Annotated in this window: 26 protein-coding genes and 1 riboswitch; of the genes, 12 read left to right on the top strand and 14 right to left on the bottom strand. The window is 33.8% G+C overall.

Translation table 11 applies throughout. From position 1 onward, the window contains the following. Positions 1-75: 75 nt before the first annotated feature. Complete coding sequence (locus WQ54_RS09560) at positions 76-2,310, top strand: alpha-galactosidase (protein ID WP_046515508.1); 2,235 nt, start codon at positions 76-78, stop codon at positions 2,308-2,310. Between the two features lie 265 nt (positions 2,311-2,575). Then, positions 2,576-2,995: a YfmQ family protein gene (locus WQ54_RS09565; RefSeq protein ID WP_046515599.1), complete on the top strand. Its 420-nt coding sequence runs from the start codon at positions 2,576-2,578 to the stop codon at positions 2,993-2,995. 177 nt (positions 2,996-3,172) lie between these two features. On the opposite strand, the gene WQ54_RS09570 is transcribed toward WQ54_RS09565, so the two are convergent. The 8 genes from WQ54_RS09570 to WQ54_RS09605 form a co-directional block, all read right to left on the bottom strand. Next, positions 3,173-4,615 (bottom strand): PLP-dependent aminotransferase family protein, encoded by a 1,443-nt coding sequence (locus WQ54_RS09570; protein ID WP_046515510.1) that lies wholly within the window; start codon positions 4,613-4,615, stop codon positions 3,173-3,175. 44 nt (positions 4,616-4,659) lie between these two features. Further along, positions 4,660-4,851, bottom strand: coding sequence for a hypothetical protein (locus WQ54_RS09575; RefSeq protein WP_046515602.1), 192 nt, complete (start codon positions 4,849-4,851; stop codon positions 4,660-4,662). 449 nt (positions 4,852-5,300) lie between these two features. Continuing rightward, complete coding sequence (gene phoU / locus WQ54_RS09580; protein ID WP_046515513.1) at positions 5,301-5,960, bottom strand: phosphate signaling complex protein PhoU; 660 nt, start codon at positions 5,958-5,960, stop codon at positions 5,301-5,303. Positions 5,961-5,976: 16 nt separating this feature from the next. Then, positions 5,977-6,747 (bottom strand): phosphate ABC transporter ATP-binding protein PstB, encoded by a 771-nt coding sequence (pstB, locus tag WQ54_RS09585; protein WP_046515606.1) that lies wholly within the window; start codon positions 6,745-6,747, stop codon positions 5,977-5,979. Positions 6,748-6,812: 65 nt separating this feature from the next. After that, the gene (pstA, locus tag WQ54_RS09590) at positions 6,813-7,637 is read right to left on the bottom strand and encodes a phosphate ABC transporter permease PstA (protein ID WP_046515516.1); all 825 of its coding nucleotides are present in this window, start codon (positions 7,635-7,637) and stop codon (positions 6,813-6,815) included. A gap of 1 nt (position 7,638) precedes the next feature. Then, entirely contained in the window at positions 7,639-8,550 is a 912-nt protein-coding gene (gene pstC, locus WQ54_RS09595) for a phosphate ABC transporter permease subunit PstC (RefSeq protein WP_046515519.1), read from the bottom strand. Positions 8,551-8,625: 75 nt separating this feature from the next. Continuing rightward, a complete protein-coding gene (locus tag WQ54_RS09600) occupies positions 8,626-9,465 on the bottom strand; it encodes a phosphate ABC transporter substrate-binding protein (protein WP_046515521.1) in 840 nt (279 codons plus the stop codon). A gap of 567 nt (positions 9,466-10,032) precedes the next feature. Beyond that, positions 10,033-10,239, bottom strand: a complete 207-nt coding sequence (locus tag WQ54_RS09605; RefSeq protein ID WP_046515524.1) for a hypothetical protein — start codon at positions 10,237-10,239, stop codon at positions 10,033-10,035. A 290-nt stretch (positions 10,240-10,529) separates the two neighbouring features. On the opposite strand from WQ54_RS09605, the gene WQ54_RS09610 reads away from it, so the two are divergent. Both WQ54_RS09610 and WQ54_RS09615 read left to right on the top strand, forming a co-directional pair. Further along, positions 10,530-10,886: a hypothetical protein gene (locus tag WQ54_RS09610; protein WP_052737733.1), complete on the top strand. Its 357-nt coding sequence runs from the start codon at positions 10,530-10,532 to the stop codon at positions 10,884-10,886. Positions 10,887-11,284: 398 nt separating this feature from the next. After that, complete coding sequence (locus tag WQ54_RS09615) at positions 11,285-11,797, top strand: undecaprenyl-diphosphatase (protein ID WP_046515527.1); 513 nt, start codon at positions 11,285-11,287, stop codon at positions 11,795-11,797. A 331-nt stretch (positions 11,798-12,128) separates the two neighbouring features. On the opposite strand, the gene WQ54_RS09620 is transcribed toward WQ54_RS09615, so the two are convergent. Next, on the bottom strand, positions 12,129-13,055 hold the full coding sequence (locus tag WQ54_RS09620; RefSeq protein ID WP_046515530.1) for a shikimate dehydrogenase: 927 nt from the start codon (positions 13,053-13,055) through the stop codon (positions 12,129-12,131). A gap of 307 nt (positions 13,056-13,362) precedes the next feature. Beyond that, positions 13,363-13,857 carry a hypothetical protein gene (locus WQ54_RS09630; protein ID WP_046515536.1) on the bottom strand — a complete coding sequence of 165 codons (495 nt, stop codon included), beginning with the start codon at positions 13,855-13,857 and terminating at the stop codon, positions 13,363-13,365. Between the two features lie 379 nt (positions 13,858-14,236). Here WQ54_RS09630 and WQ54_RS09635 point away from each other — a divergent pair, with 379 nt between their 5' ends. Both WQ54_RS09635 and WQ54_RS09640 read left to right on the top strand, forming a co-directional pair. Continuing rightward, positions 14,237-14,428, top strand: a complete 192-nt coding sequence (locus WQ54_RS09635; RefSeq protein WP_046515539.1) for a hypothetical protein — start codon at positions 14,237-14,239, stop codon at positions 14,426-14,428. Between the two features lie 559 nt (positions 14,429-14,987). Beyond that, positions 14,988-15,260, top strand: coding sequence for a DUF3231 family protein (locus tag WQ54_RS09640; RefSeq protein ID WP_046515542.1), 273 nt, complete (start codon positions 14,988-14,990; stop codon positions 15,258-15,260). 220 nt (positions 15,261-15,480) lie between these two features. On the opposite strand, the gene WQ54_RS09645 is transcribed toward WQ54_RS09640, so the two are convergent. Then, positions 15,481-16,572 (bottom strand): endospore germination permease, encoded by a 1,092-nt coding sequence (locus tag WQ54_RS09645; protein ID WP_046515544.1) that lies wholly within the window; start codon positions 16,570-16,572, stop codon positions 15,481-15,483. A 1,651-nt stretch (positions 16,573-18,223) separates the two neighbouring features. Further along, positions 18,224-19,216 carry a DUF3231 family protein gene (locus WQ54_RS09655; protein WP_046515546.1) on the bottom strand — a complete coding sequence of 331 codons (993 nt, stop codon included), beginning with the start codon at positions 19,214-19,216 and terminating at the stop codon, positions 18,224-18,226. A gap of 560 nt (positions 19,217-19,776) precedes the next feature. Then, positions 19,777-19,860, top strand: a riboswitch (cyclic di-GMP riboswitch). A gap of 28 nt (positions 19,861-19,888) precedes the next feature. On the opposite strand from WQ54_RS09655, the gene sinI reads away from it, so the two are divergent. Both sinI and WQ54_RS35235 read left to right on the top strand, forming a co-directional pair. Beyond that, positions 19,889-20,017: a DNA-binding anti-repressor SinI gene (sinI, locus tag WQ54_RS32530; RefSeq protein ID WP_084821929.1), complete on the top strand. Its 129-nt coding sequence runs from the start codon at positions 19,889-19,891 to the stop codon at positions 20,015-20,017. A 179-nt stretch (positions 20,018-20,196) separates the two neighbouring features. After that, positions 20,197-20,328: a hypothetical protein gene (locus tag WQ54_RS35235; RefSeq protein WP_269431559.1), complete on the top strand. Its 132-nt coding sequence runs from the start codon at positions 20,197-20,199 to the stop codon at positions 20,326-20,328. 679 nt (positions 20,329-21,007) lie between these two features. Here the strand turns inward: WQ54_RS35235 and WQ54_RS09660 are convergent. Then, complete coding sequence (locus tag WQ54_RS09660; RefSeq protein ID WP_046515548.1) at positions 21,008-21,538, bottom strand: YhcN/YlaJ family sporulation lipoprotein; 531 nt, start codon at positions 21,536-21,538, stop codon at positions 21,008-21,010. Positions 21,539-21,896: 358 nt separating this feature from the next. Here WQ54_RS09660 and WQ54_RS09665 point away from each other — a divergent pair, with 358 nt between their 5' ends. From WQ54_RS09665 to WQ54_RS31850, 3 genes are all read left to right on the top strand, one after another. Continuing rightward, positions 21,897-22,373 (top strand): YsnF/AvaK domain-containing protein, encoded by a 477-nt coding sequence (locus tag WQ54_RS09665; RefSeq protein ID WP_046515551.1) that lies wholly within the window; start codon positions 21,897-21,899, stop codon positions 22,371-22,373. A 79-nt stretch (positions 22,374-22,452) separates the two neighbouring features. After that, positions 22,453-22,980: a YsnF/AvaK domain-containing protein gene (locus tag WQ54_RS09670; RefSeq protein WP_046515554.1), complete on the top strand. Its 528-nt coding sequence runs from the start codon at positions 22,453-22,455 to the stop codon at positions 22,978-22,980. Positions 22,981-23,557: 577 nt separating this feature from the next. Continuing rightward, a complete protein-coding gene (locus tag WQ54_RS31850) occupies positions 23,558-23,737 on the top strand; it encodes a hypothetical protein (RefSeq protein ID WP_052737734.1) in 180 nt (59 codons plus the stop codon). A 27-nt stretch (positions 23,738-23,764) separates the two neighbouring features. On the opposite strand, the gene WQ54_RS09680 is transcribed toward WQ54_RS31850, so the two are convergent. Then, complete coding sequence (locus tag WQ54_RS09680) at positions 23,765-24,319, bottom strand: CBO0543 family protein (RefSeq protein WP_156177849.1); 555 nt, start codon at positions 24,317-24,319, stop codon at positions 23,765-23,767. A gap of 449 nt (positions 24,320-24,768) precedes the next feature. Here WQ54_RS09680 and WQ54_RS09685 point away from each other — a divergent pair, with 449 nt between their 5' ends. Beyond that, on the top strand, positions 24,769-25,137 hold the full coding sequence (locus tag WQ54_RS09685; protein ID WP_046515557.1) for a hypothetical protein: 369 nt from the start codon (positions 24,769-24,771) through the stop codon (positions 25,135-25,137). Positions 25,138-25,404: the final 267 nt, after the last annotated feature.

Here is a 25,404-nt window from a genome sequence, read left to right on the forward strand (position 1 = left end):
TTGATGTAATTACAAACTATTAAACTTTAAAGTTAGACTTCTACCAACAAATACCCAGTTAGGATGGTGATTACAATGTCAATAATTGTAAATGAAGAGCCAAAAGAATTTCACTTATTTAATGAAAAAGTAAGTTACATTTTCAGAGTTTTAGAAAAAAGCAATCAATTAGAACACTTATATTACGGAAAAAAGATTAAACATCGTGAGTCTTTTCATCATCTTCTCGAGCGTGAAATAAGGCCGTCTTGCAATATGCTTGAAGGCGACCATACCTCTTCTTTAGAGCACATTAAACAAGAATATCCGAGTTATGGAACAACGGATTTCCGTTTCCCAGCACATATGATTACAAATCACATAGGAAGTCATATAACGGACTTTCAATATGAAAGCTATCAAATCTTCAATGGGAAACCGACTCTTGAAGCTCTTCCTGCAACATACGTGGATGAAGCACACGAAGCTGAAACGTTAGAAATTACGCTTGTGGATCATGTCTTACAAGCAAAATTAATTTTAAGCTATACAATTTATACTGATCGGAATGTATTAACAAGAAATTCACGTTTCATTAATGAAAGCGAAGAACCATTTTTTCTTAAGCATGCCATGAGCACTAGTGTTGATCTGCCTGATGATCAATTTGAAATGGTTTCCTTGTATGGAGCCTGGGCTAGAGAAGCACATATCCAGACAAAAAAATTATCCAAGGGCATTCAATCTATATCTAGTACTAGAGGAGCAAGCAGTCATGTGCATAATCCTTTTTTTGCGCTAAAAAGATTCGATACTACTGAGCATGTTGGAGAAGTTTATGGATTTAGTTTAGTTTATAGCGGGAATTTCCTTGGTCAGGTTGAAGTTGATACGTATAACGTTACTAGAGTTTTAATGGGAATTAATCCATTTTTATTTAATTGGAAGCTAAAACCTAGTGAATCGTTTCAAACACCTGAATGTGTCATGGTTTATTCTGATGAGGGGTTAAACGGCATGAGTCAAACATATCATGAACTGTATCGTGATCGATTGGCACGTGGATATTGGCGAGATAAAGTACGTCCTATTTTAATTAACAACTGGGAAGCAACATACTTTAATTTTGATGAGAAGAAAATATTAACTATTGCCGAATCAGCAAAGGATTTAGGAATTGAATTATTTGTTCTGGACGATGGCTGGTTTGGAGAAAGAAATGATGATTCAAGTTCATTAGGAGATTGGTTCGAAAATACAGATAAGCTACCAAACGGGATAAGAGGTCTCTCAGAGAAAGTTGAAGCTTTAGGATTGAAATTCGGATTATGGTTTGAGCCTGAGATGATTTCTAAAGGGACAAAGTTATATGATGAACATCCAGAATGGATTATTTCCTCACCTAACCGCAAGGCATCACATGGTAGGAATCAATTTGTTTTAGATTTTTCCAGAAAAGAAGTTGTTGATCATATCTTCATGCTGATGGATAACATTATTAGTCAATCAAGGATTTCCTACATTAAATGGGATATGAATCGTTATATAACGGAGGCTTTTTCTCATACCTTAGAAGCTGATCAACAGGGAGAAGTTTTCCATCGCTATATTCTAGGAGTCTATGATTTATACGAAAGGTTACTAGCAAAATATCCGAAAATCCTCTTTGAATCTTGCGCAGGAGGAGGAGCGCGCTTTGATCCAGGGATGTTATTTTATGCACCTCAAACATGGGCAAGCGATAATACAGATGCAGTGGAACGATTAAAAATTCAGTATGGTACCTCGATGGTTTATCCGTTAAGTTCAATTGGCAGCCATGTTTCCGCTATTCCAAATCACCAAGTTGGCCGCATGACTCCAATTGATACTCGTGCCAATGTTGCTTACTTCGGCACTTTTGGTTATGAATTAGATGTGACAAAGCTAACAGAAGAAGAACAGACAAAGATAAAAGAACAGGTAGCATTTTTTAAGGAAAACCGTGAATTAATCCGTAACGGAAAATTTTATCGATTGTTGAACCCATTTCATTCTAATGAAACGTCATGGATGGTTGTGTCTCTAGATAAAAAGGAGGCAAATGTCGGTTATTATCAGGTGTTAGCAAAGCCAAATGATCGCTATAGCAGGATAATATTAAAAGGCCTTGATCCAAACAAACTCTACACCATAAATGGAAGCACTACCACTCATTATGGTGACGAATTAATGAATATAGGAATTATTCTTGCTGATGATTATACTGACAGGGCCTCAGATTTTTGGTCACGTGAACACCCACATGACTATTCCTCTAGGTTGTTTGTCATAAAAGAATATGATAAGTAATTATTTTCTCTCTAAAAGAGGTATCTCCCTGATAATGAACATCAGGGGATACCTCTTTAGCATTTTCAACTTAATGTAAGAAACGAATATAACGTCCTCACTTCAAAGTGGATGGATAATCATTTGATAAGTGGATGGTCCTTTTCTTTAAGAACTTCTTTATGATAAGAAAGAATGCAAAGTAGCTTAATGACTACCAAGCTTCGAATTGTCCCAGGAACATGACAAACGTTTGAATATAGAAAGTAAACGGAGATGATCAATGATGACATGGACTTTTATCGTTATGTTGACTCTTTTTGCCCTTGCTAAAATAGTTGTGACATGTCTTCCAACAGGTGTTGTTGAATGGCTTATTAGCAAGTTCGAATTGCACCCAACACTTCATGACACATCTGTCACTGTAACCATTGACGGAAAGAGTTTGGAAGGTGATGACAAAAATCAAGTCATACACTCTTTCAACGAAGCACTCTTTATTGAGAAATATTATGGAAATCCTGAGAACAATGTGACTCCATTGGTCATAGATGTTAAAAACGGGAAAAACAAAGTTCGTTTCTTTGTGTACAGTTATACCGATCATGTTAATGTCATTAAAATATACAAAAGGAAGACAGTTGCGTATTGTCTGCGTTCTGAAGGCCTTCAAACGAACAATTTGCTTAATCAGGACATCATTTAAAAGATGGTGAGATTTACTAAAAGAACCTATAAATAATAACCTAAAAAAGGCCGCAACATTGTTGCAGCCTTTTTTACCTTTCATCTATCGGCATTAATCAAAGAAGCTTCCAAAAGAACTCCAACTTAGATCCAAGAAAGTGCTCTTACCGGAAAATCTTGCTTCTACCATCGTTCATTAACCATCCAGTTTTAAATGATTTAATGATTCAGCGAATCGTAAGACTCCTTCCCGAATCATGCCTAATTGTCCCCGTCCATAGGTAAAACGTATAAACCCTTTTTTAGAACCTAAAATACTTCCCGGTACAAACGCAACTCCATTTTTGATCGATTCTTCTAATAATTTATGTTCATTTATCGATGGATTTACCTTGCACCACAAATGGATGCCGCCTTCTGGGGTTAGGAAATCAATCTGCTCCCCCATAATCTCCTTTAGACTTAAGATAAGCTCATCTCTTCTATGCATAAGTTCTTTTCGAACAATATTTATATGAGAGGTAAAATAGGTTGACCTCAAAAATTCATTGGCAATCCATTGAGGAAATACACTATGCCCAAAATCAACTTGCTGTTTTCCATCAGCAAGACGCTGGATCACCTGCGGGGGACCAATAATCCAGCCAATTCTTAATCCAGATGCAACGATCTTTGATAACGAACTAATATATAGAACATTCCCATTGGTATCAAGGGATTTTAATGTGGCATTTACTTTACCGTTATAAGAAGTTAAACTGTATGGATCGTCCTCAATGATGGGGATACCAAATTCACTGGATATCTCCAAGAACCTCTTCCGTCTCGAAAGGCTTAGAATGGTACCTGTAGGATTTTGATATTCTGGATTCAAAAAGACCATCCGAATGCGATGCTTTTTATGCAAAGCAAGCAAATCCTCAGGATTTGCGCCGTTTTTATCAACAGGTAAAAGAAATGTTCTTAACCCGGCAGATTGAAAAACAGGTAAAGAATAGGAATATGATGGATCCTCAATTGCAACGGCATCCCCGGGTTTAAGCAGACACTCCACGATTAAGTGAAGTGCTTGTTGTGCACCAGAAGTGATGAGGATAGAAGAGGAATCCGTATCAATTTTCTTCGTTTCTTTCACATGTGAGACTAACGTATTTCTAAGGTCTTCATTACCATGCGGATGATCATATCCCAGTTTCCCATTGAAAACTTGTGAGGACAATATGTTTTTAAACTGATCATCTGGCATTAACTCAGGTGATAATTCTCCACTGGCTAAGTTTACCAAATGATTATTTTGAATTTCTGATCGGATTCGCTGGACAAGCGGAAGACTCGGTAAAAACGAGCCATCCTCTACATATCTGCCCCAATTCGGGATACGTTTATGGGAAATGCCCCAAATATCCGTACTAACACTAGTCCCGCTCCCCTTTTTTCGTTCCACAATCCCAAGTGACTGTAATTCCTCGTATGCGGACACTACTGTACTGCGATTAACATTTAGTTCTTTTGCCAATGTTCTTTCAGAAGGTAAAACACGATCAGCAGGAAATTGTCCAGTGCCAATCCCCTGTTCAATATATTCTGCAATTTGTTTATATATTGGTTTTTTATCTTCACGATCAGGTTTCCAATCCATTGCTTACACCTTCATCATTTTCATTTATAAAAATTTTCTATTGCTTATCTATAAGCGATATACAAACCAACCACTAACATAGAGAGTAAGATAACAACAGCATAGATTGCCGTCAATCGAGTTACATTCCCTTTTGTTTTCTTACTATAATTTGCATCCGTATCCTTGGCTGCAAGTATGGTCCCGACTAATGCCAATATAGCCAAAACAATAATAAGTATAACTGCAATTGCCATAAACATTTCTCCTTTAAAAAATAGATAAGGATCATTTTTTATAGACCATCCAAATTCCGCCTTTGGAGGCATCCACTTAAGAACTATCCTAAATGTAACTCATTTTTTTACTAAGTTAACCATCCAATTACAGATTATTCGAGCCATCCACTTTATAACCGTTTTTTAAAATAAATATTCTTTATAAAGGCTTTGGGTTTTACGAGAGTTCGATAACACACACATCAAAATCTATACTACCCCCAATAGCACTTTTTGAAAAGAAGTTTAACCAGGACTAAATGGTAAGGAATAATTTAATAAACCGTCACACAAGTTACATAGCAAATTATAATCACAATGATCACCAAATTAAAAAGTCCAATTTCTCAGTTTGATAAGAAATTGGACTTTTTACATATTCCTTCTATATAAACTAGCGTGAGCAATCAAACGAAATGCAGGTTCAATTAAGAATTGAAATCATATATTTGACCTTTTATTAAATAAGCCGCACTTTCTGCGATATTGGTGATATGATCAGCTGTTCGTTCAAGATAACGATTGACGAATAAATATTGTACCAACTTATTTGTTTCTTCTGGATGTTCACTCAAGTAGCTAGTGATCATTTTATATGTTTCACCATTATATTGATCAACCTTATCGTCCAGATCGCTTACTTCTCTAGCAAGAACCATATTTTCTTCAAAGAATGATTGTAAAGCCTTTTGAAACATTTGGATCGATATCTCTTTCATTTGCTCAAGATTTGTGATATTCACCAAAGATTTAGATTTTCCAATGATGATGGTAGATTTTGCAATATTTACAGCAAAATCAGCTATACGCTCAATCTCTGAGGAAATTTTTAAAGCCCCAATCACTTTGCGCAAATCCCTTGCAACAGGCTGCTCTTTTGCAATCAGCCATATTGCAAATTGATTAATATCAGTATCAAGTTGATCAATTACCGTATCTTCTTCAATAACCTTTAAAGCTAATTCGATATCTTGTGTTTTAAAAGCGCTAAAAGCCTTCTCTAATGAGAAAACAGCAAGTTCACCCATTTCTGCCATTTTAGCTTGCAATTCCAGCAAATTATTCTCAAATTTTTCACGAACGATCATATAATATCCTCCAAAATCAACCGAATCTGCCTGTAATATAATCTTCTGTTCTCTTATCTTTTGGCATGGAGAAGATCACGTCTGTTGCATCATATTCGACAATTTCACCATTTAAGAAAAATGCCGTCTTGTCAGATACACGTGCAGCTTGTTGCATATTATGAGTAACAATAACGATTGTATAGTCTTTCTTCATGTGTGCAATCAATTCTTCTACTTTTAAAGTTGATATTGGATCTAAAGCTGAAGTTGGTTCATCCATTAAGATAATGTCAGGCTTCATGGCAATCGCTCGCGCAATACAAACACGTTGCTGTTGACCGCCTGATAGCCCTAGTGCTGAAGTTTTTAGACGATCTTTCACTTCATCCCATATTGCAGCACCACGTAAGCTTTCTTCAACAATCTTATTCAATTCATTTTTATTTTTAATCCCTTGCATCCGAGGTCCATACGCCACATTATCGTAAATACTCATCGGAAATAGGTTTGCCTTTTGAAAGACCATACCTACCTTCGTTCTTAACTTTATAACGTCATTGGTTTGGTAAATATGTTCGTTATCAATGATAATATCGCCATTAATTTTCACGCCGTCAATTAAATCATTCATACGATTAAGAGTTCGTAAGAAGGTTGATTTACCGCAGCCTGAAGGACCAATTAAAGCTGTAACTTCCTTCTCTTGTATATCTAAAGAAATTTGATAAAGGGCTTGTTTTTCTCCATAGAACAAATCCAAATCTCTGACGCTGATTTTCGCTGTTCCTTCTGATTGCTGCTGCATATCTGAATTTCCCTTCTCTGCAGGATTACGTTCAAACATTGTTATCGCCATAATATTCACCTCATTTAATAGTCAGCTTTATTTAATTTCTTTGATATAAACGTCGCTGAAAGGTTCAAAACCAATATGATCACAATTAAGACAATCCCAACAGCAGCTGCAAGCTCTATGTCCCCTGACTCCTGTGTTACCAAATAAGAATGAACGGTTAAAGTCCTTGCCGAGGAGAAGATGCTTTCCGGCATGGCTGCCACTGTTCCAGCTGTTAAAAATATAGCAGCCGATTCACCAACAATTCTTCCTATTGAGAGAATAATTCCAGATAAAATACCTGGCATTGCGCTTGGTAAAATGACTTTATATAAAGTTTGCAACTTAGTCGTTCCCAAAGCTAACGAGCCTTCCCGATACGAATGGGGGACCGTCTTTAACGATTCTTCAGTTGTTCGAATAATGACAGGCAATACAATAATCGTTAATGTCAATGAGGCAGCTATAATGGACATGCCTAATTTTAAAGTGGTCACAAAAAATACGGCCCCAAATAAACCATAAATAATCGATGGGATTCCTGTTAAACTCTCTGTTGCAAAACGGATTAATCTTACCAATCGCCCTTGTTTGGCATACTCTTGCAGGTAAACAGCTGCCAAAATTCCGATTGGCGTCGCAATTAATAATGAGATGGCAATCGTATAGATTGTCGTCACAATCATCGGCCAAATGCCGCCGTCTCCTGAAGGAGAATAATCACCAAAGATAAAATCGATGTTTATCAATCGATATCCCTTATAAAATATATAACCAACTATTGTAACTAGAACGGCAACAGTCAAGAAAGCTGATAACCAGAGAAGTCCGCGTAACACATTATCTTTAAACTTTCTCAACTTAATTACCACCTTTCGCACTTATTTTTGCTAATACAAAATTCAATATTAAAATAAAAGAGAATAAAACAATACCTGTGGCAAACAGCATCTCTTGATGTGTTCCAAATGCATAACCCATTTCTAATGCAATATTTGTTGTTAATGGACGAACACTGTCTGTTATGCTAGTCGGTATGATGAGACTGTTTCCTGCTACCAATATAACAGCCATTGTTTCACCGATCGCTCTCCCTAAGCCTAGAACGATTGCCGCCATAATTCCTGACTTAGCCGCAGGTACAACTACTTTAAAAATGGTCCCTATTTGAGATGCCCCCAGCGCTAAAGAACCTTCACGGTATGTTTTCGGTACTGCCCGGATGGCTGTTTCAGCTACAGTCACGATGGTTGGAAGCATCATAATGGCTAGAACAAGAATGACTGCAATTAAGCTTTGCCCCTTTACTAAGTTCAAATTATTTTGTAAAAAAGGGACAATAATGGCAAGCCCGAATACTCCATATAAAACCGATGGGATACCCGCCAGTAGCTGTACGGCTGGCGAGATGATTTTTGCTATGCTTTTTGGTGCAATTTCAGCTAAGAAAATGGCTGTAAATAAGCCTATAGGGACTCCAATGATCAAGGCGCCAATTGTGGCATATATGGACGCTACAATCATTGGCAATATCCCAAACTTATCTTCACTTGGTACCCAATCCACTCCGAAAATAAAGTCGATAAAACTATATCCATCTGCAACAAACGGCAGTGATCCTTTATAAAATACAAATCCTATGATTAACAATAAACTGAAAACGGAAAGAAGTGCACAAAGCTGAAATATTCTTGCTGATACCTTCTCCAGTACATACTTCTTTTTATTTGATTTTCCGATAACCTCTTGTTTTTCAACAGAAAGGCGTGGCATACTGCATTCCTCCAAAATTGATTTTCCACATGATGGCATGTCTGAAACATCAAATCATCCATCAGTGAAAGGGTATTATTTTACTGGTATAGCTCCTGTTTCCTCGACAATCCCTTGTCCCTCTGGACTTAAAATATACTCAATGAATTGTTGTCCGGCATCAGTTAGTTGTTCTTTCTTATGTACAAACAAGAATGGACGTGACAAGCTATATTTTTGCTGGAGAACATTTTCTGCAGTAGCCTCGACTCCATTAATCTTTACCGTTGAAATAGAGGGATCAATATATTCAAATGAAATAAAACCTACTGCATGCTTATTGGTCGCAACGGTCGTTTTTATATTACCGTTACCGCTCGCAATGATCGAACTTTTTATTAATTCGCCTGAAGAATATCCTACAATTTCCTGAAATGCATCACGTGAACCTGATCCATCTTCCCTGGAAACGACTACAATTTCCATGTCATCTCCCCCAAGCTGCTTCCAGTTTGTAACCTTACCAGTAAAAATATCCTTTACTTGTTCCATCGTAAGGTTTTCAACTTTATTGCTAGGATGAGTCACAACTACAATCCCATCGTAAGCGATGATAGTCTCTTCTAGACCTTTTGCTTTTTCCTCTTCTTTTAAATCACGCGAAGACATTCCAATCTCTGACACACCGCTTATTGCGTTAGTTATACCCGCGGAAGAACCTATTTGATTGATCTCTATATTAATCTCATTTTTTTCCTTATATTTTTCTGCAATTTTTTCAGCCAGCGGTCCTACAGATGTAGATCCCGAAATAGCAATTGTATCCGAACCCTTTTTTAACGGTTCTGCTTCGTTATTACTATTGCCACATGCTGATAAGACGGCAACTAAAAATAGTACCAATAATCCTATCGTTGTCTTACTCTTAAACATCATTTCTAAACCTCCAAAGATGATCTATTGGCAACTTCTAACTACTTTCCCTTCATTTTTCTACTACTAACAATAAACACAAATTGTAAATTCACTATTAACCTTTTGTAAAGCTTTTGTAAATTTATAAATAAGTCGTAAAAAATGTGACATTAGTGTGAAGAATACAAATGGGTAATTAGTTACAATTCATAGAAAAACCATTCGTTTTCAGCTTGAGTTTCAAAAACATAAAAAAGCCCCTATTCCTACCTTTTTTAGGAATTGAAGCTTGTATCTTTGTATTGGAATCATTTGCATAGTTATAACTATTAATAAAAGAAGATTAGTAAAAAATAAAAAAGAAATGAAAAAAAGACCTCTCTTCTTCACCCACTTATTAGAGTGATATAAAAGGTCTTACAATCATCTCATTGCGATCGATAATTTCGACCAAAAGGTCCATTAAACAAAAAACACCCTCTTAATTAGTAGTGAGGGTGTTAAACAACAATAATATATTTTTTAGTAAACTCTATAAGATGGTCTATAAATATAACATTCGATAGTTAAACTATCTCAAATAATAGTTCAAGCTGGTTCGAGTTCGACTTCCATGACATTGATTAGCTTAATATCTTTCATATTAAATAGATGATAGATATTATCTGCATCTGTGAAGTCAATCATGCCTTCTTGGATTAAACCTTTTATCACACTTTCTCTAGAGTCAGACTCTACTATTTGCGATACTACAAAACCATGATCAAAGTAATAATTTATTTTATATTTATTCATTTTATCGACCCCCGAGCATAAAGTACGACACATAAGGGGAGTTTTTGACTAAAAAAGTCTTCAAATCACGAATTTTTTTATTTATAGGTGGTAATCGCATGACATAAAGAGCCTTTTATACAGAAAGAGAGCTAACAATATCGCTTCATTATTTTGTTTCCCATACTCTCAATAGAGATCTATTACCTAAAAGGATACATTTCAAGAGAATTACCTATTATTGATATTTATCATGATGTTGCTTTCATTTATAATGAAAGCACAACTTATAGGGAGAAAGCAGGAAGATCATGATTGATATTTTTTGGTATTGCTACTTAGGGTTTCTAGCAATAGCTGCCGTTGGCATACTCTTAACCAGTTTCAAAAGTCCTCTTGGAATATTAGATTTTGTAATTTCCATCATCACTTGGATTGGTTTATTTGGTTACGTAACGGATACCCAGATTTTAAATACACTCGTATGGAAAATTGTATTTGCAGGTGGTTTAATATGGGATGTTTATTTTAGTTTTAAAAAGTTCAATGAAGATGTAAAACTTGACGATGATACACCTCAATCCATTAAACTAGCATTTATCGGAATTACACTTATTCTCTTACTCGGACCATTATATCTCGGAGTATTTAATTATGCGTTTAGATAAGGGATTATTTTCTTCTTTAATTTACTAACCGTATCAATTATTTTAGAAGTAAGGTTTCCCACACCCAAGTACCAAAAGGGTACTTGGGTGTTCTTTCGAACGATCTATTGTTCTTACGAAATTTATGATACCTGTTGAATAAATTAGCAAATTTAACAGATTGTAGATTTTGACAGATATCCTACTCAAACCGCCTTCATCTACTCTTTTACCTTCATACCATTAATCAGTATCAACTTCCTTAGTAACGAATAATTTTTGAGAATAAAATTCAAGTTAACCAAATAGTCTACTTAATGTTATAACAGGTACAGAGAATTCTCTTCTTTAGGATTTATACATATTTCTTGCTTAGTTGGGAATTTTATTTGTATCCATAATGTTAGGAGATAATCTTTATGAACAGTAAAGTATTTAAGCTAATCACTCAGCTTTCTGGACGTTGTTCTCCAATTGATTTGCTGATGATATTGATTTCAAATAAGATTCGTTATGTGTTTATTTTCGTGTTGATTTTTATGTGGTTTAAGAATGATTCTTATAAAAGAGTTACTTGTAAAGCAACGAAATCTATGGGTGTTACTTTGTTTATTCACACCTTAATTAAATTGTTTTATTTTAAACCACGTCCCTTTGTGAAACGTCGAGTCGGCATACTTATTCCTTCAAAAATGGATTCTACATTTCCAAGTAAACATACCTTGCTTGTGTTTGCAATTTCTACATCTATTTTTCTTTATGACCGCGTCCTTGGTTCAATCATGTGGGTAATATCAGTATTGACAGGCTTCTCCCGTATTTGGGTAGGACATCATTATCCATTTGATATTATCGGTAGTGCATTTATCGGCACCATGACCAGCATCCTATTAGATAAAGCAGCTGGTGAATATTCAACTAACACTCAGTGAGGGATGAAGGAAAATCCCTCTGAGTGAATAATGTATGAAGTTTTGGACGGGATTAAGTTTCCACCATAGATAGCTGTACTACCTTCTATTGTTTCTTCTGCCAAAACCTTAATAAAAACAAAACATTTTTAGGTTGTGAAGATTTCCCCCAATTTTTCAAGTTCATCTTCATCCACTAATTTATTTTTCCTTACATAGAATTCTGTTTCAATTTTGAGATTCATAAGTACAGGTTGAGTTAAGCTCATAATTTGTTGATTTGATTTTCTACAGCAACCCTCCCTTTGATAAAAAGATTACATTCCTTCATATCTTTACTTACTCTTAACAATTAAACGTTTTCACCGAACATTATTTTTTTAATTTCTTCTATTGGCATATCCTCGCCAGTGAATAATTTAAATCCCAGAGCTCCTTGCCATAGCATCATGCCTAAACCACTGATTGGTATTGCGCCAGCTTCTTCAGCTTGTGCCAATAATTTCGTCTTTTTAGGGTTGTATACTACGTCCGTCACGACCAAGTCTTTGCGTAACACATCTAACATATCATCGACAATACTCAAGTGATCAAATGGTTTCATTCCTAAACTTGTTCCATTTGCAAGGACTGCACTTTCAGCCACTTCTTTACGGAATGTTTTTTTATCCTCTAACGGGAAGATGTTTGCTTTTACCTCAAAAGCTTTTAACTCATGATTGATATAGTTTGCGTTTTGGATTGCTTGATAAAAGTATGGATCATTACGAGCAAAGATGCTGATCTCCCGAACGCCTAATTGTGCTAATTGAATCGCCATTATTGTTGCTGCACCACCTGAACCAACTAATGTCACCTTTTGACCTTTTAATTCAACTCCATGCTCATTAAGGTTTTTCACATAGCCTAAACCATCTGTGTTGTAGCCAATGAGCTTGCCATCTCGATTGACTACTGTGTTACTTGCTCCAGCATATTTCGCACTATCATCCAGTTCATCAAGATATTTGATGATTTCAATTTTATTTGGCATCGATACGTTGAATCCTGCAGCCCCTATTGCTTTTAATCCTTCTACTGCTTCCTTAAGTGTCTCATTACCGACTTCAAATGCAAGGTAAGTATAATTCAAACCTTTTAATGTGTATCCTAAATTATGCATTTGCGGTGAAAGACTGTGTCCGATTGGTGTAGCCAGCAATCCGACTAATTTTGTTTTCCCGTCAATTTTTGCTAGGTTTTTTCTATGTTTATCACTCCAGGGAACTCCTTTATGTATATAAAATATTTATTTTTATAATTTAAATGCAACAGAAATAAAGATGGCCATCTTCTTTCGATTAACAGCCGCTTCTTTCCTTCAATTCCTCTATCAAAACTAAATTCAATGGTATCTTCTGCTATTCCTTCTTCGAAGAGAACAATTCTTTCTGATTGAAGCATCGCACACTTAACTTTCCAATGCGTCCATCCTCGTGTTTTATGTAAAGAGCAATATGTTCGATCAAACCACCCTATGAAGACACAATTTAGCCTGTCGGCTGCCACTTTCCTTTTAAATCCCTCAGCAAACATTTTAAGGGGCTTCACTTTAGGCATTTCGGCTGCTTTATAGACATATCTTTCTTTGATGAATTTAACATTCTGCCAGCAAAATTTTGAATATATGATTCTGTTAATTTTTGAGGTATATAACTGATTCGTTCACGGATAAGATTTTCTAATACAAAACATTTACGTGTCCAGAATTCATACTCTTTAAACGTATACTTCTCAGCCTCTTCATAACCAGAGGCACCTTCCTTCATTGCTTGGAGAAATAATTTACGCTGGCTATAAATGGAACCTCGCTCTGCTCTTGCAAATTTTAAAAGATACAACAACTCAATCGTATTCATGGTCATTAATTCAGTCGTGGTTCGATATAAGTCTTTATAAGAGGGCTGAGAAGCTGGGAGACAGTCCTTCCGTTTCCCGTTCTGTTGCACATCTTTCTTATCTAAAATCAATTCACAATAAAGACAAGAAAATTTATCGCCATATGGTTCAACTTCACTTCCACAATAAGGACACGTTTTCACGTTACTGCCTCCTTTTATGTTAACCTTTTGAATGACATCTACATAAGACAATCAATGCTTCTGTTTCCTTCGCTGGGATAACTATATTTTACAATATCCCCGCCAAACTGTTTCATGAAAGTATGATAATGGCTCCATCCACTTATATATCCAAAGCGAAATTGTACGGTATTATATCTAAAGTGATTTATAACGTACTATGGCATCTTTTTCTGCTTTAGCTTCTTTATTTTCATTCTCAAATGTATGGCCTTTCAAGCAAAAATCATACAATCGTTAGATATCTATATTGATAAATGGCACATTTAAAATGAAAATAGTCTTGTATACATAGCGCTTTCTATGTCACCCTTGTATCATTAAATGTGAGGTGACATTAATGACTTTTAGAGATGAGGCAAAAAATTGTTACGAACAATCAATGAGAAATTACGGCATTTCTGAACAGACGATTCGTATTGCTTTGTGGGCATTTGATACGGGATTTTCAGCTGGTGTCTTAAATGATTCAAATCGGCAAGCACAATTTGAAATGTTAAAAAAACTTCTTAATCAGAATGTTATTAATTAAAATAAATGGAGTTGGATAATAAGGTAATGGCGGCATCGAAAAGGATCTTCTAATGAAAATCCTCTTGTAGCATGATCAATACTAGTAGTAAGAATTTGCCTAATCTTAGCTCATATTTAAAAAACCTAATATTTGATCCACTACGCAAACAAACTGAAATCAATCTCCTTTAAAGAGCAGCAAAACCTTCTGCGTCAGATAATACGCAACAAAGAGTAATTTCTTTATAGTACAAATCACAATTGAGATTTCAAACTTACTGATTTTATCTATTCAAGAATCATACTCCATAAAAAATCAACAACATTAGTAAGACTTTTCCTCCCTTCTGTAACTCCATTCATAAATAAATGATCTTCAGAATCTTGTCACTCGGTAGACGGTTGTTTTGAAAATAAAAAAAGGTTCCACATTATAAAGTGTACCCTTTGTAAAGGACATTTTTAAAAAGGCTAAAAGTTGACTGAGAAAATGCTCTCTGTTCAGAGGTCATCTTTTCTCACTTTCTTTATATGTAACTATATTGCCCATCCTTGGCAGTTATTTGGAGATGGGGTCATTGCCTGTACCTATGTCGTATGACATAGATGTTACTGACTCAACCGAATTGGAAACTACGGGGTATCTATATCTGAAAATAACAGATATGATGATAGATTATTCCCGTTTAATGGCTGAAACTCTGAAGTATTCCGAGGATGATGCAAATATTATGATTTCACATGAGTGGTTAGAACAGCCACCATTTGCGCCTAACCGAAGAAGATTTGACAAAGGATTAGAACAATGTGGTAAAGGCATCTCCCAATCTTACCGACATGTTTACAAATGAAAAGATACAGCTTCCATTTGGTTTACAAACAAATAGGTTCATATAGAGGTTCCAGTGTTCTATATATTTGATGTTATGTTTATTGAATCTGTTCAAAATTGACTAGAAAAAGCTCCACTTCCTTATTGAAGTAAAGCAACAGTTTCTTTTAGCGAATTAGTAAAAAAGAGAAAGACCTAAATTTACTTCCAAGTAATTTCTTTCATGTCCTTGAGGATTACTAATTGAATCTTTTGCGAATAAATGCAATGCAAAGCAACAAAATCGGAACAATTATTTGTAAAAAGGTATGGACATATGGAACAAAAAACATAGAACCAATATTTAAATGTTCCATATAACTAGTCGCACTTAAAAGGGATAAAGAAGTGATAATTGTCCCAAGTCCAAGTATGACTGAACGCGTTTGTTTTAAGTTAAAGACATTAGCTATCCCAATAGCAGCACCGAACATAAACCCTCCTGTTTTAAAAAACACTCCAGCTACCATCATCAGAATAACAAGTACATCAAAACGTTCAAGAAAATCTGCAATTGAAACCATTCTAGTAGCTGTAAGAAAAGCAAAAATGTTTTGACTATATATTTCTGGTCCCAATACCAAAATGATCATAATAGAATTAACTGTTAAGAGAATGCCCCCAAATAATACGGCAAAAATTCCTATTTTTTTCAGTTTGTACTTATCATTTAAAAATGGAAAAAACATCATGAAAACAATTGTTTCTCCAAATGGAAAATTAATAGCAGCAGGAACCGCCTCTTTCAATACTGGGTTCACACCATTTGCTAATATAGGAGTTAAATTTGTAACATCATTTCCTTTAACACTAAGCAAAAGAATCCAGATCAGAATAAGAGCAAAAATATATACAGGAAATACTACTTCTCCCATTCGAAAAAAAGGTTCAATTCCACCCCTTAGACAATAAATGATTAACACCATGAAACTCCCGATTATAACAATTTGAGGGGTTTCTACTAAAATTGTAGATGCAAGAAGGTCTCCTAATTCTCTGCATGCCCTTGCTGCAGAATATGTAAAATGAAATATATAAAGGAAAATGATAGGATATGAAAGAAACTTTCCAATTATTTTAGGCATCATCTGAACCAATGAATCATTAGGATAAAATGCTGATAATTTCGTATAAATGGTCATTAAGAACATACCTCCTAACGTACCAATCAATATAAATATCCATGCATCCTGTTTTACTTTTAACCCTAAACCTAAAATAATGGCTGTCCCTAATACGTATCCAACCATTATATAAAACATTTGTATATTCCCTATTTTTACTTTATTCATTAAATCACCTGAAATAGTGCACTTTCTGCTTTTGTTATATTAGCTAGCTTGTCTTGTGTTCATAAAACGAATAACATATAAAATACAAAATAATTCCTATATTAAATCAAATATCATATCTTAAACACCTATTATTTTTCCAAATTATTATTTACTTTTTTTGAAAAGATATCCTTCCATTATTTAAAATCTATCTATTAATGAATTGATTCGTATTAAATAAAACTGCATCCGAAAAAAACATGAATACTTATTCCGTAAACCAAAACGAGGATACCGGTATGTAAAAGGATACTCAATCAGTACACTTGAAGATCCTTTTTATACTGTTTAACTGGTGATAAAAATTTTTGTAAAACGAGGTGAATTTTTTGAAAAGGAAAGATCTGAGGATATTCACTGAAATCTCATTCTTCACAGCATTTGTTACGATTTTGGTAATACCAATCTCCTTATACATATCATCAAGAACTTCGGAAGAAAGCGCAGGTTCAATCTTAAATCTTTTTCTTAACAACCATAACACCTTTTGTGTATGTGCCTTTCTCGTAGGGACGGTTCTAATTTTTTATCTTTCCTATCCAAGCTTCATTTTTTATATGATACTCAATATCATATTTGATCTATTTCAAGCATTTGTCATTCATCCTATATTCTTGTGGAGTGGGATTTATGAAGTAAATAACATTCATTCATTAAGGCTTTTCTTTTTAATGCTTTTCATAGCAGTCATTATTTATCTCTATCAAAAATGGCAAGATACTGTATTTAAACACGAAGTAAAGTAAATATGAGTGCATAATCCAGTATAGTAAAAAATAAAAAATGTGGAGTATATATAACTACTTCACAAATGATGGCATAAGCTCCTGACCTGCTTCTTCCTTTATTATGTATTTTAACTTTTTATCATCATTTCCTTTATTTCCCATACATATAATAATGTTAATTTTATTTAAAGGGGGAGATTACATGCATAAAACAATTGAAAATAATACTCAAACTATTTTAAAATTTTGTCCTCAGTGTAATAAAGATAGACCGTATTTAATTAATTATGTTTCTGGTTCCGTATTCTGTCTAAAATGCGGTTATTTTCATTCAACTCAATATTAATGTTTACATAAACCAGATTTTTTAATGGTGAGTTTATTTCTTGAAGTTTAAGAAATTAACAAGCTTTAAAGTTGGTTATTTTTTATGCAAAATTAATTTGATTACGTAAATAAGGCAGATATAACGTTAAAGATGATAATTACATTCATTTTTTCATTAGAAAGAAACTCATTGTTATCTTTGATTTAAATAAACTTAATAACAATTAGTTGTTAACCTATGGTAATGGTTAAATACGTTTAAGCATGATCCTTGTGATCCTGATTGTACCTGAGACAGAAATGATAAAGGAATATTTATGAGGTTGATGTAAGGAAAAAGGAAACAAAATAACAGTTGTGTTCATAAATCAGTTAAGCCCCTCCATTAGGAAGGGCTTTGTGTTGCAGTACCTTAGAAGCCTGTGCAAGTCCCTTATAAGGCAAAGTATTGCTTGATTTTTACTAAGTTTATATTTATTAAAAATGCCATTGTAAAAGTAGTCAGCCACTAGTAGAAACAAAAATTACATTATTAATGGTACAGATCCAGGTTATTATCTATCTTTTGCTAATGGCGGTCGTTGAAACCACCCTTTCCCAATCATAATCTTTGAAGCATCTTCAACAAAAGAAGATATTTTTATTAGAGATTTTGAATAGTTCATAGCTAAGTCATGTCTTCCGTTAACAGCTACTGAATTTCCAAATGCTCTGATCTTCATTGAGAACATGTCCATTTTATGAAATAGCATTAACTTATCTGAAAATGGTGAGAATGTTGAATTGGAAACTAAATGATCTAATGTAGATGGGGACGGTAAATTATTTTTATGTAGCAATTCGATATACCTTTCAACATTCTCAGTGGTAAGTTCTCTGCCTTTATTAAACAATTTTCTAATATTACTATCTCTTACGACTTGAGCAAATGCCATAATAATGGCATTACTAGTTACATTATTTTCAATATTATCATATAAATGGGTGATTTCTAAAGCGTGTAATGGCCGTACATCACCAAAGAATCCATTTAAAAAATTTTCATGAACATATTCCACTTTCTCCGGTATTGGAATAATATGCGGTTTTATGATCAAACCTTTACTCATTAATATTTCCTTAATTTGTTCCATCAAACGATTAGTGGAATCTAGGCAGTAAATAAAAAAATCCTTAACATCTTTTCTATACATTAAAGGTGATCCTACACTATAAATGCTCATTCCAGCTTTTGCAAGATATTTTAAATGATGAACATAGAAATCATCTTCAAATAACCGAGGTGCATCAATATTTACATCCTTTTCTGTAAAACCATCAGGTATTGGAAAATTTTCTTTTGTAAAAATTTCTTCGATTGTCAAAATAAATTCATTACATAATGTTAATGCATTTTTTAATAAATCTTTAATATCTTTGTCCTCAACATGTTGAAGATAGTAGTTTAACACACATGTTGACATACTGTTTCCCAGATATGTTGCCCAAAGTTTACCCATTTCGGCTGCAGTTAATTTTTCCTTTGGTTTTATTTGAATTATTTGGATTAATCGTCTCCATTAAGGTGTCTCCCTACTTAATTTTCCTTAGTATTTTTCCTTAGGCAATAAATTATTACACCTATATTATTTTCGTTGTTTCACCTTACCTTGAGGAGTGATTATTTTTGTTTCACCATGGAAGGAATTTTTGTTATTTAACTTTACCTTCGCAGAGAACAATGGCAAAACTCTCTTTAGGTTCCATTACATCAACCTCTAGTGTCTTTCCCCTGGGTCTATTTTTAATTCCTTTAACCTCAAAAAGACCCATCTCTATCGAATTATTTGTTTAGAGGGAAATTTTTCTTATATGAAACATTTATAGATCTTTAAATATGATTGGAGGTTTTTTATGAAGTATTTTTTAGGGATTCTTGTTGTTTTAGCAGCTGTAAAATTAATCCTATCATTAATAGGTATCGATACCTTTTAAAACGTCAGGTTGTTTTTATCCAAATGTTCCTTATCCTGTTTAGATTCCAAATAACCATTTATAGAAAAATGTTACAATAATACCATTTTTTAATTTTATTGGATATTGTACTATTTAAATTAGTAATAATCTATTTAGAAAAAGGCAAACCTTTTGAAAAATTGGGACGCAAAGCTACAGATCTAAGGTTTTAAACTAAGATGGCTGAGCTGCCTAAAATATGAAAATATTTTAGGAGGTCAACAGTGTTAAGAGCATTAATTGACGAAATGGGTTTAGACAAAGAATGGATTGACATATTATTACATGCCCTTGAAGTGGGTGTTACAGTTGAAGAAATAATAGAATTCTTTAACCAAGAATTCAGACCTTAATAGGTCTTTTTTTCTTTTTCCACTCTTTTTCGGGAAGACCGCTTTCTGTCATCATTTGAGACTATTACGTCATAGTTCCCGCTTTAAGATTTCGCAAAGTTCATTAATTTTATCTTTTTTTCCTCACAGCAGCACCAATAATAAGAGTAATTAAAATAACCTTTTAGGAGAGGATTTAATTGAATGAAAACTTGAATATAAAAAATTTAGACAATGAATGGATGAATCTTATTTTCCACGCTCTAGAATCTGGTATTCCTGCCTCAGAAATCATAGAAATATTATCTAAAATCAACACCTCAAAGAATTAACACATAATAGTACGAACTTCATTATACGTGTAAGTGCTATCATGTTTTTCATTATCGGCTTATGGTATCTAGAACCAAAACTATCAAAAATCATCGGTAAGTTCGGCCGACGTAAAATAAATGGACTATTATTTTTTGTGTCTCTACTTGTTATTTATTTTATTATTGAGTATTTTATTGAGTTTTAGAAAATAGTGAGACTATATATTTATAACAAACGTCAATAAACATTAATAAGCACCGTTCGAGCTAGAACGGTGCTTTTTTCCATTTAATTGGTTTATCACAAACTGTCTAGGAAAGAACGGATACATTTGATCCTCTTACAAGGAAAGAACTCTTAATGATCTCAAAGATAGGAAAAGGAAATAATACAATTCAGGGATGAGTTAGAACTAGTAAGTGGAACTTGTAAATCTTCTGTTTGAAATACTAATGGCCACCCTACTCTTCTTCATCAATTAGTCAAGTTTGGAGCAGAATTGTAAAACCATGCAATCTGAAGAACATCGCTTTCCATGATCTATGACATTCCCCTGCAGCTTTTTAGAGGATTTAGCAGTCAAAGCTATTCAAGAATGATTTTGCCATAAAGAGGTTTCAATCACAATGAGATTTTCTACTCACGAAACAAAATTGACTTGTACCTGTGCTTAAACTTGAGGAAATTAGTTTTAATTTAACGAGCATTAGGAAAGATTCTTTGAGTCATTTCAGTGAATTCTTCAAATAACCCCTGTACTGGTCTTCCATCTTGAATTTTATCTCCATAGTCAGTCATACGATCTACAAAGTCTGGGTTTGTTGAAACAAACACATTTTCTATATTAGGATCTGTTGATTTAACTTTATCAGAGATTTTATTCTCAACTTCTCTTCTAATTTCTCCTTTTAGCTGTTCATCTAACACAACAGCTACATAGGCATTTCTATTAGTAACAATAACATATGCTTGATTGACTTCCTCTAATTCATTTACTTTATCTGCTGCCTCATCAGCAACTTCCATACGTGGTTGATTGTTATTCCCATTGTTATAATTAACATTTTGAGCTTGCATATCATTTCCATTTCCTTGATTAGCTTGATTTTGAGTATCAGGGCCTTTATTTTCATTCCCCTGATTAGTTTGATTTCCTTGACCAACACCACAGCCAGTAAAAAGTCCACAAATTACTAATAAGAATAGTGATCTTTTTATTAATTTCATAACGATTCCTCCTTTGATTTAATTCATAGTTAAAGTGATCTTTATGAAAATTATTATTCATCACATAGATATAATTTTTAAAAAACAACATTACGATAATAATTCCCATTCCATATCTCAAGGCATTACTTTTCATTTCAATAATAACTATAAGATAAATTTACCATTTCTTCTTCAACTAACATTTTTTATAGTTTGTTCATAATGAATCTCTAATAAAAATTTGAATGTAAAATACACCAAATTGTTTAGCAAACCCTATTTAGAAACTGGTGCAAAATGTAAGTACATATTTTTAATCACACAGGAAACATTACTATTTGTACGATCCAAACACATCCCTCAGGAGGTTTTCAACATGGGCTTTTTTGATTTATTTAACGATGAAGAAACTCAAAAGGAAACTCGAAAAAAGGTACGTGAAGTAGATCGCACTGCTGATACAGAATTTGCAGCTGAAGACGCACATCTTAAACTTCGTGAGGAAGAATTGGACATCGACAAACATCGGGTAGAGACAGGTGATGTAGCGCTTCATAAGGACATTATTGAAGAAGAACAGACAGTTAATGTCCCTGTTTCACATGATCAAGTCATCATTGAACAAAGAGCCATTGATCACGTACCAACAGATGAACCAATTACAGAAGAAGAAACGGTTCACATTCCAGTAACTGCTGAAAGAATTGATGTAGAAAAGCATACGGTCGTAACTGGTGAGGTCTCTGCTCATAAACGTTCGGTTCAGGAAACAGAACAAGTACGGGACGTACTCCGTAAAGAAGTTGCAGATATTGAATCGCATGGTAATACAGATATTATCAAAGAGGACTAGTTGTTCCCACCTACTTAACTAAAAGTTAAGTAGGTTTCTTTCCATCCTCTTTACATAAAAAATAAATTCAGGAGATTCTATGGGAAAGTATATTACTATTGGTGCAATAATTGGTAGCATAATTGGATGGGTTACAGGTTTTACGATCATATTAGGACTTGTTATAGGAGCAATTGTTGGTGGCATTATTTATACAATAAATACAAGAAGGAACATCGACGTACTCTCTGAAAAAACTAATGAAAATAAAGAACAAACAATTCAATTACGAGAAGAGCAACTGGACATAAAAAAAGAACGAGTACAAACGGGTGAGGTAAAGATTCATAAAGAAGTCGTTGAAGAACAAAAAACGTTCACCGTTCCGATTAAACGTGAAGAAATGGTAATAGAAGTAGGAAACGAGGAGGAACTTCGAATTCCTCTAAAAGAAGAAGAAGTTGAAATAAACAAACACCCTGTGCAAGTGAATGAAGTATCGGTTACAAAACGTCAAATAGGAGAAATGAAACAAATAAAGAAAAAGGTAAAAAAAGAAATAGCTCACGTTAAAGTTGCTGGTCATGCGGATGTTATAAAAAAACCATCATCTGAAACAAATGACTAAACTTTTTTCCATCTTAAATGTGGTGGCGAGGAAGGCGTTACCACATATCTCTTATTCCTTGTCTGTAACCGTCGAGACCGCCATTGTCTGACCAGCATTATCATTTCAATCAACCGCATACCTGCCCCCTAGTTCAAGAAGAAAAAAGATATGCCTTTCTCTAAGCAGCGTATCCTTGTTGAAGAAGCTCCAATAATGGTCATGAATACAAATTGAGTCAACATACAATGTAAAAGGATCTTCGTTTGAAGCTTTTGTACTGCTTATTCTACCTAAATTCCTTTATCCTTTTAGGTTAATTTAGAAATTTAAATTATAAATATAAAAAGTAAACTTTGTTGATCCCCGTTGGCAAGACTAAATTGTTTACACAAATTCAATTCAAGGAAGAATTAGCTATGGAAAAAGAAACAAAAGTTATTAAAGAAAGAGTTAAATCTACAGAAAGTCTAAGATCGAAAGCATAGGAGCTACTAAGGTAGAAGAAGAGATCGATGAAGAGCTACTGCCATTAAAAAGCCAGTTTGGAGCAATACAAACTGCTTTAAATCAACTTGAATCAAGTGGGCAACATAATATGAATTCACCACAAAAAAGTCAGCAACAATCTAATCAACTTATACAACAAATGAACCAATTCAATTCACAAGCTCAGCAACAACTAAAAACTTTCCAACAACTACAACAAACCATTCATCAAGCAACATTAAATAAAACGCTTAAAGGCAGTCCCTACAGTAAGGACTTCCATTTTTAAAATATTGATTTATTATTAAATTCATAATTACGTGAACTTTTTGTGAACTATCGTAATTTTTTCAACTAACAATTTTATTGAAATTCCTAATAAAATATAGATAGGAAAGGAGTATATATGTTTCCATTTTAGTTCTTTATAGAAATTTATCCATTCGCTTAAGGGTTCAAAAATAAAAGAAAAAATAGCCGATAATATAATAGAAGCTACTATAAACGACTTCCATTCAGAGAAATATTGAAAGATTAACATATAAAAGAATGGAAATAAAGAATAATTTATTGGGACTAATGGTGTACATAACGCCAATAAAGTATTGGGATAATACCACATTGAATAATTCCATCCAAGAACATCAAGAAATGATGTAGTTAATATTACAAATAATCCGAATAGTAATATTTCTAAAATCCTCCTCTTATCTAAAATTTTCCACCATAAAAACCAAGGAACTATTGTTAAACCCAATAAAATCCACCATTCTCCTGTAAAAACAAAATTATTTTGCCAATCTTCAATCATCATCTGATTTAACTCAATAATGTGTTGTTGCATTTCAAGCTGTTTTTGACCGTCTTTCAAAAAATCACCTCTATCACCATAAATATTCCCCTCCAAACAGCTTGGCTATACCTGTAGGACTTCAACTAACTCTCCTAAATATCTAAGTCTTATTCCATTAATATGAAGGAAAATGGCGCTGGCTTGATCAAAGTTCGGCTTTTTTCTCTTTAAAGATTTATTAGATTAACGAATTTTGAATAGAGGAGAAGCTTGGAAAGTAACCCTGTAAATATTCACAAGAGATTGGAATATATTTATGTGTGAATGAACAAACTAATTAAGACATGAGAAATCCAAAAGTTCATGATTCTTTTCCTTTTGGAGATACCTTCTGAAATTAATTGGGAGGTATCTTTTTTTTGTTTATCTTAAAGGATTTTTTGAAATGTTTATTCATAATTTCTTCCAAAAGGGGAACGATAAGCAAAGACCTAAGGTCAAAAATAAATTAAGAAAGGAGAATGACCATGAATAAAAAATGGCTTCTCATGCTAACAAGTATATTATTAGCTGCAATGGTTTCAGTAGGATGTGATTTAAATCCAGATCCGGCACCTCCAGAGGATAACAATGGTGCTGATGAAAATGGCGCAAATAATGACAACGGCGCAAATAATGGCAACGGCGCAAATAATGGCAACGGTGCAAATAATGGCAACGGTGCAAATAATAATGACAACGACGCTAATGATATCATCGAAGGTGAAGAAAACATTCCTGGTGTTGATGAAAATGATAACATGTTAAAAGAGGATGAAGAAAATGGAGAGCCAGATCCAGAAGATCCAATTGAAGATCCAGAAGATATTGGCGATAAAGACAGAAAAGACGAGTAATTCAGATGAACTGTTCCACAAGAAGGGATTATTCTTAGTAATCCCTTAATAAAATTTCAATTTAAAAAAACCTGAAAATCAAAATGATTTTCAGGTTTTTTATGTCGTGAGATTTGGGGGCTCCAAATCATACTAAATCGTTTTCACTTCTAAATATTGATTATGATGATCATCAGGTAACTTGATTAACTGTTATAAAAGCAGTAGAAAAATTCTCATAATGATCTTTTATATGGTAATAATAACCACGAACGAAGATTGTATGAT

Origin of the sequence: Bacillus sp. SA1-12 (assembly GCF_000981385.1) — a bacterium.
Classification (GTDB): domain Bacteria; phylum Bacillota; class Bacilli; order Bacillales; family Bacillaceae; genus Metabacillus.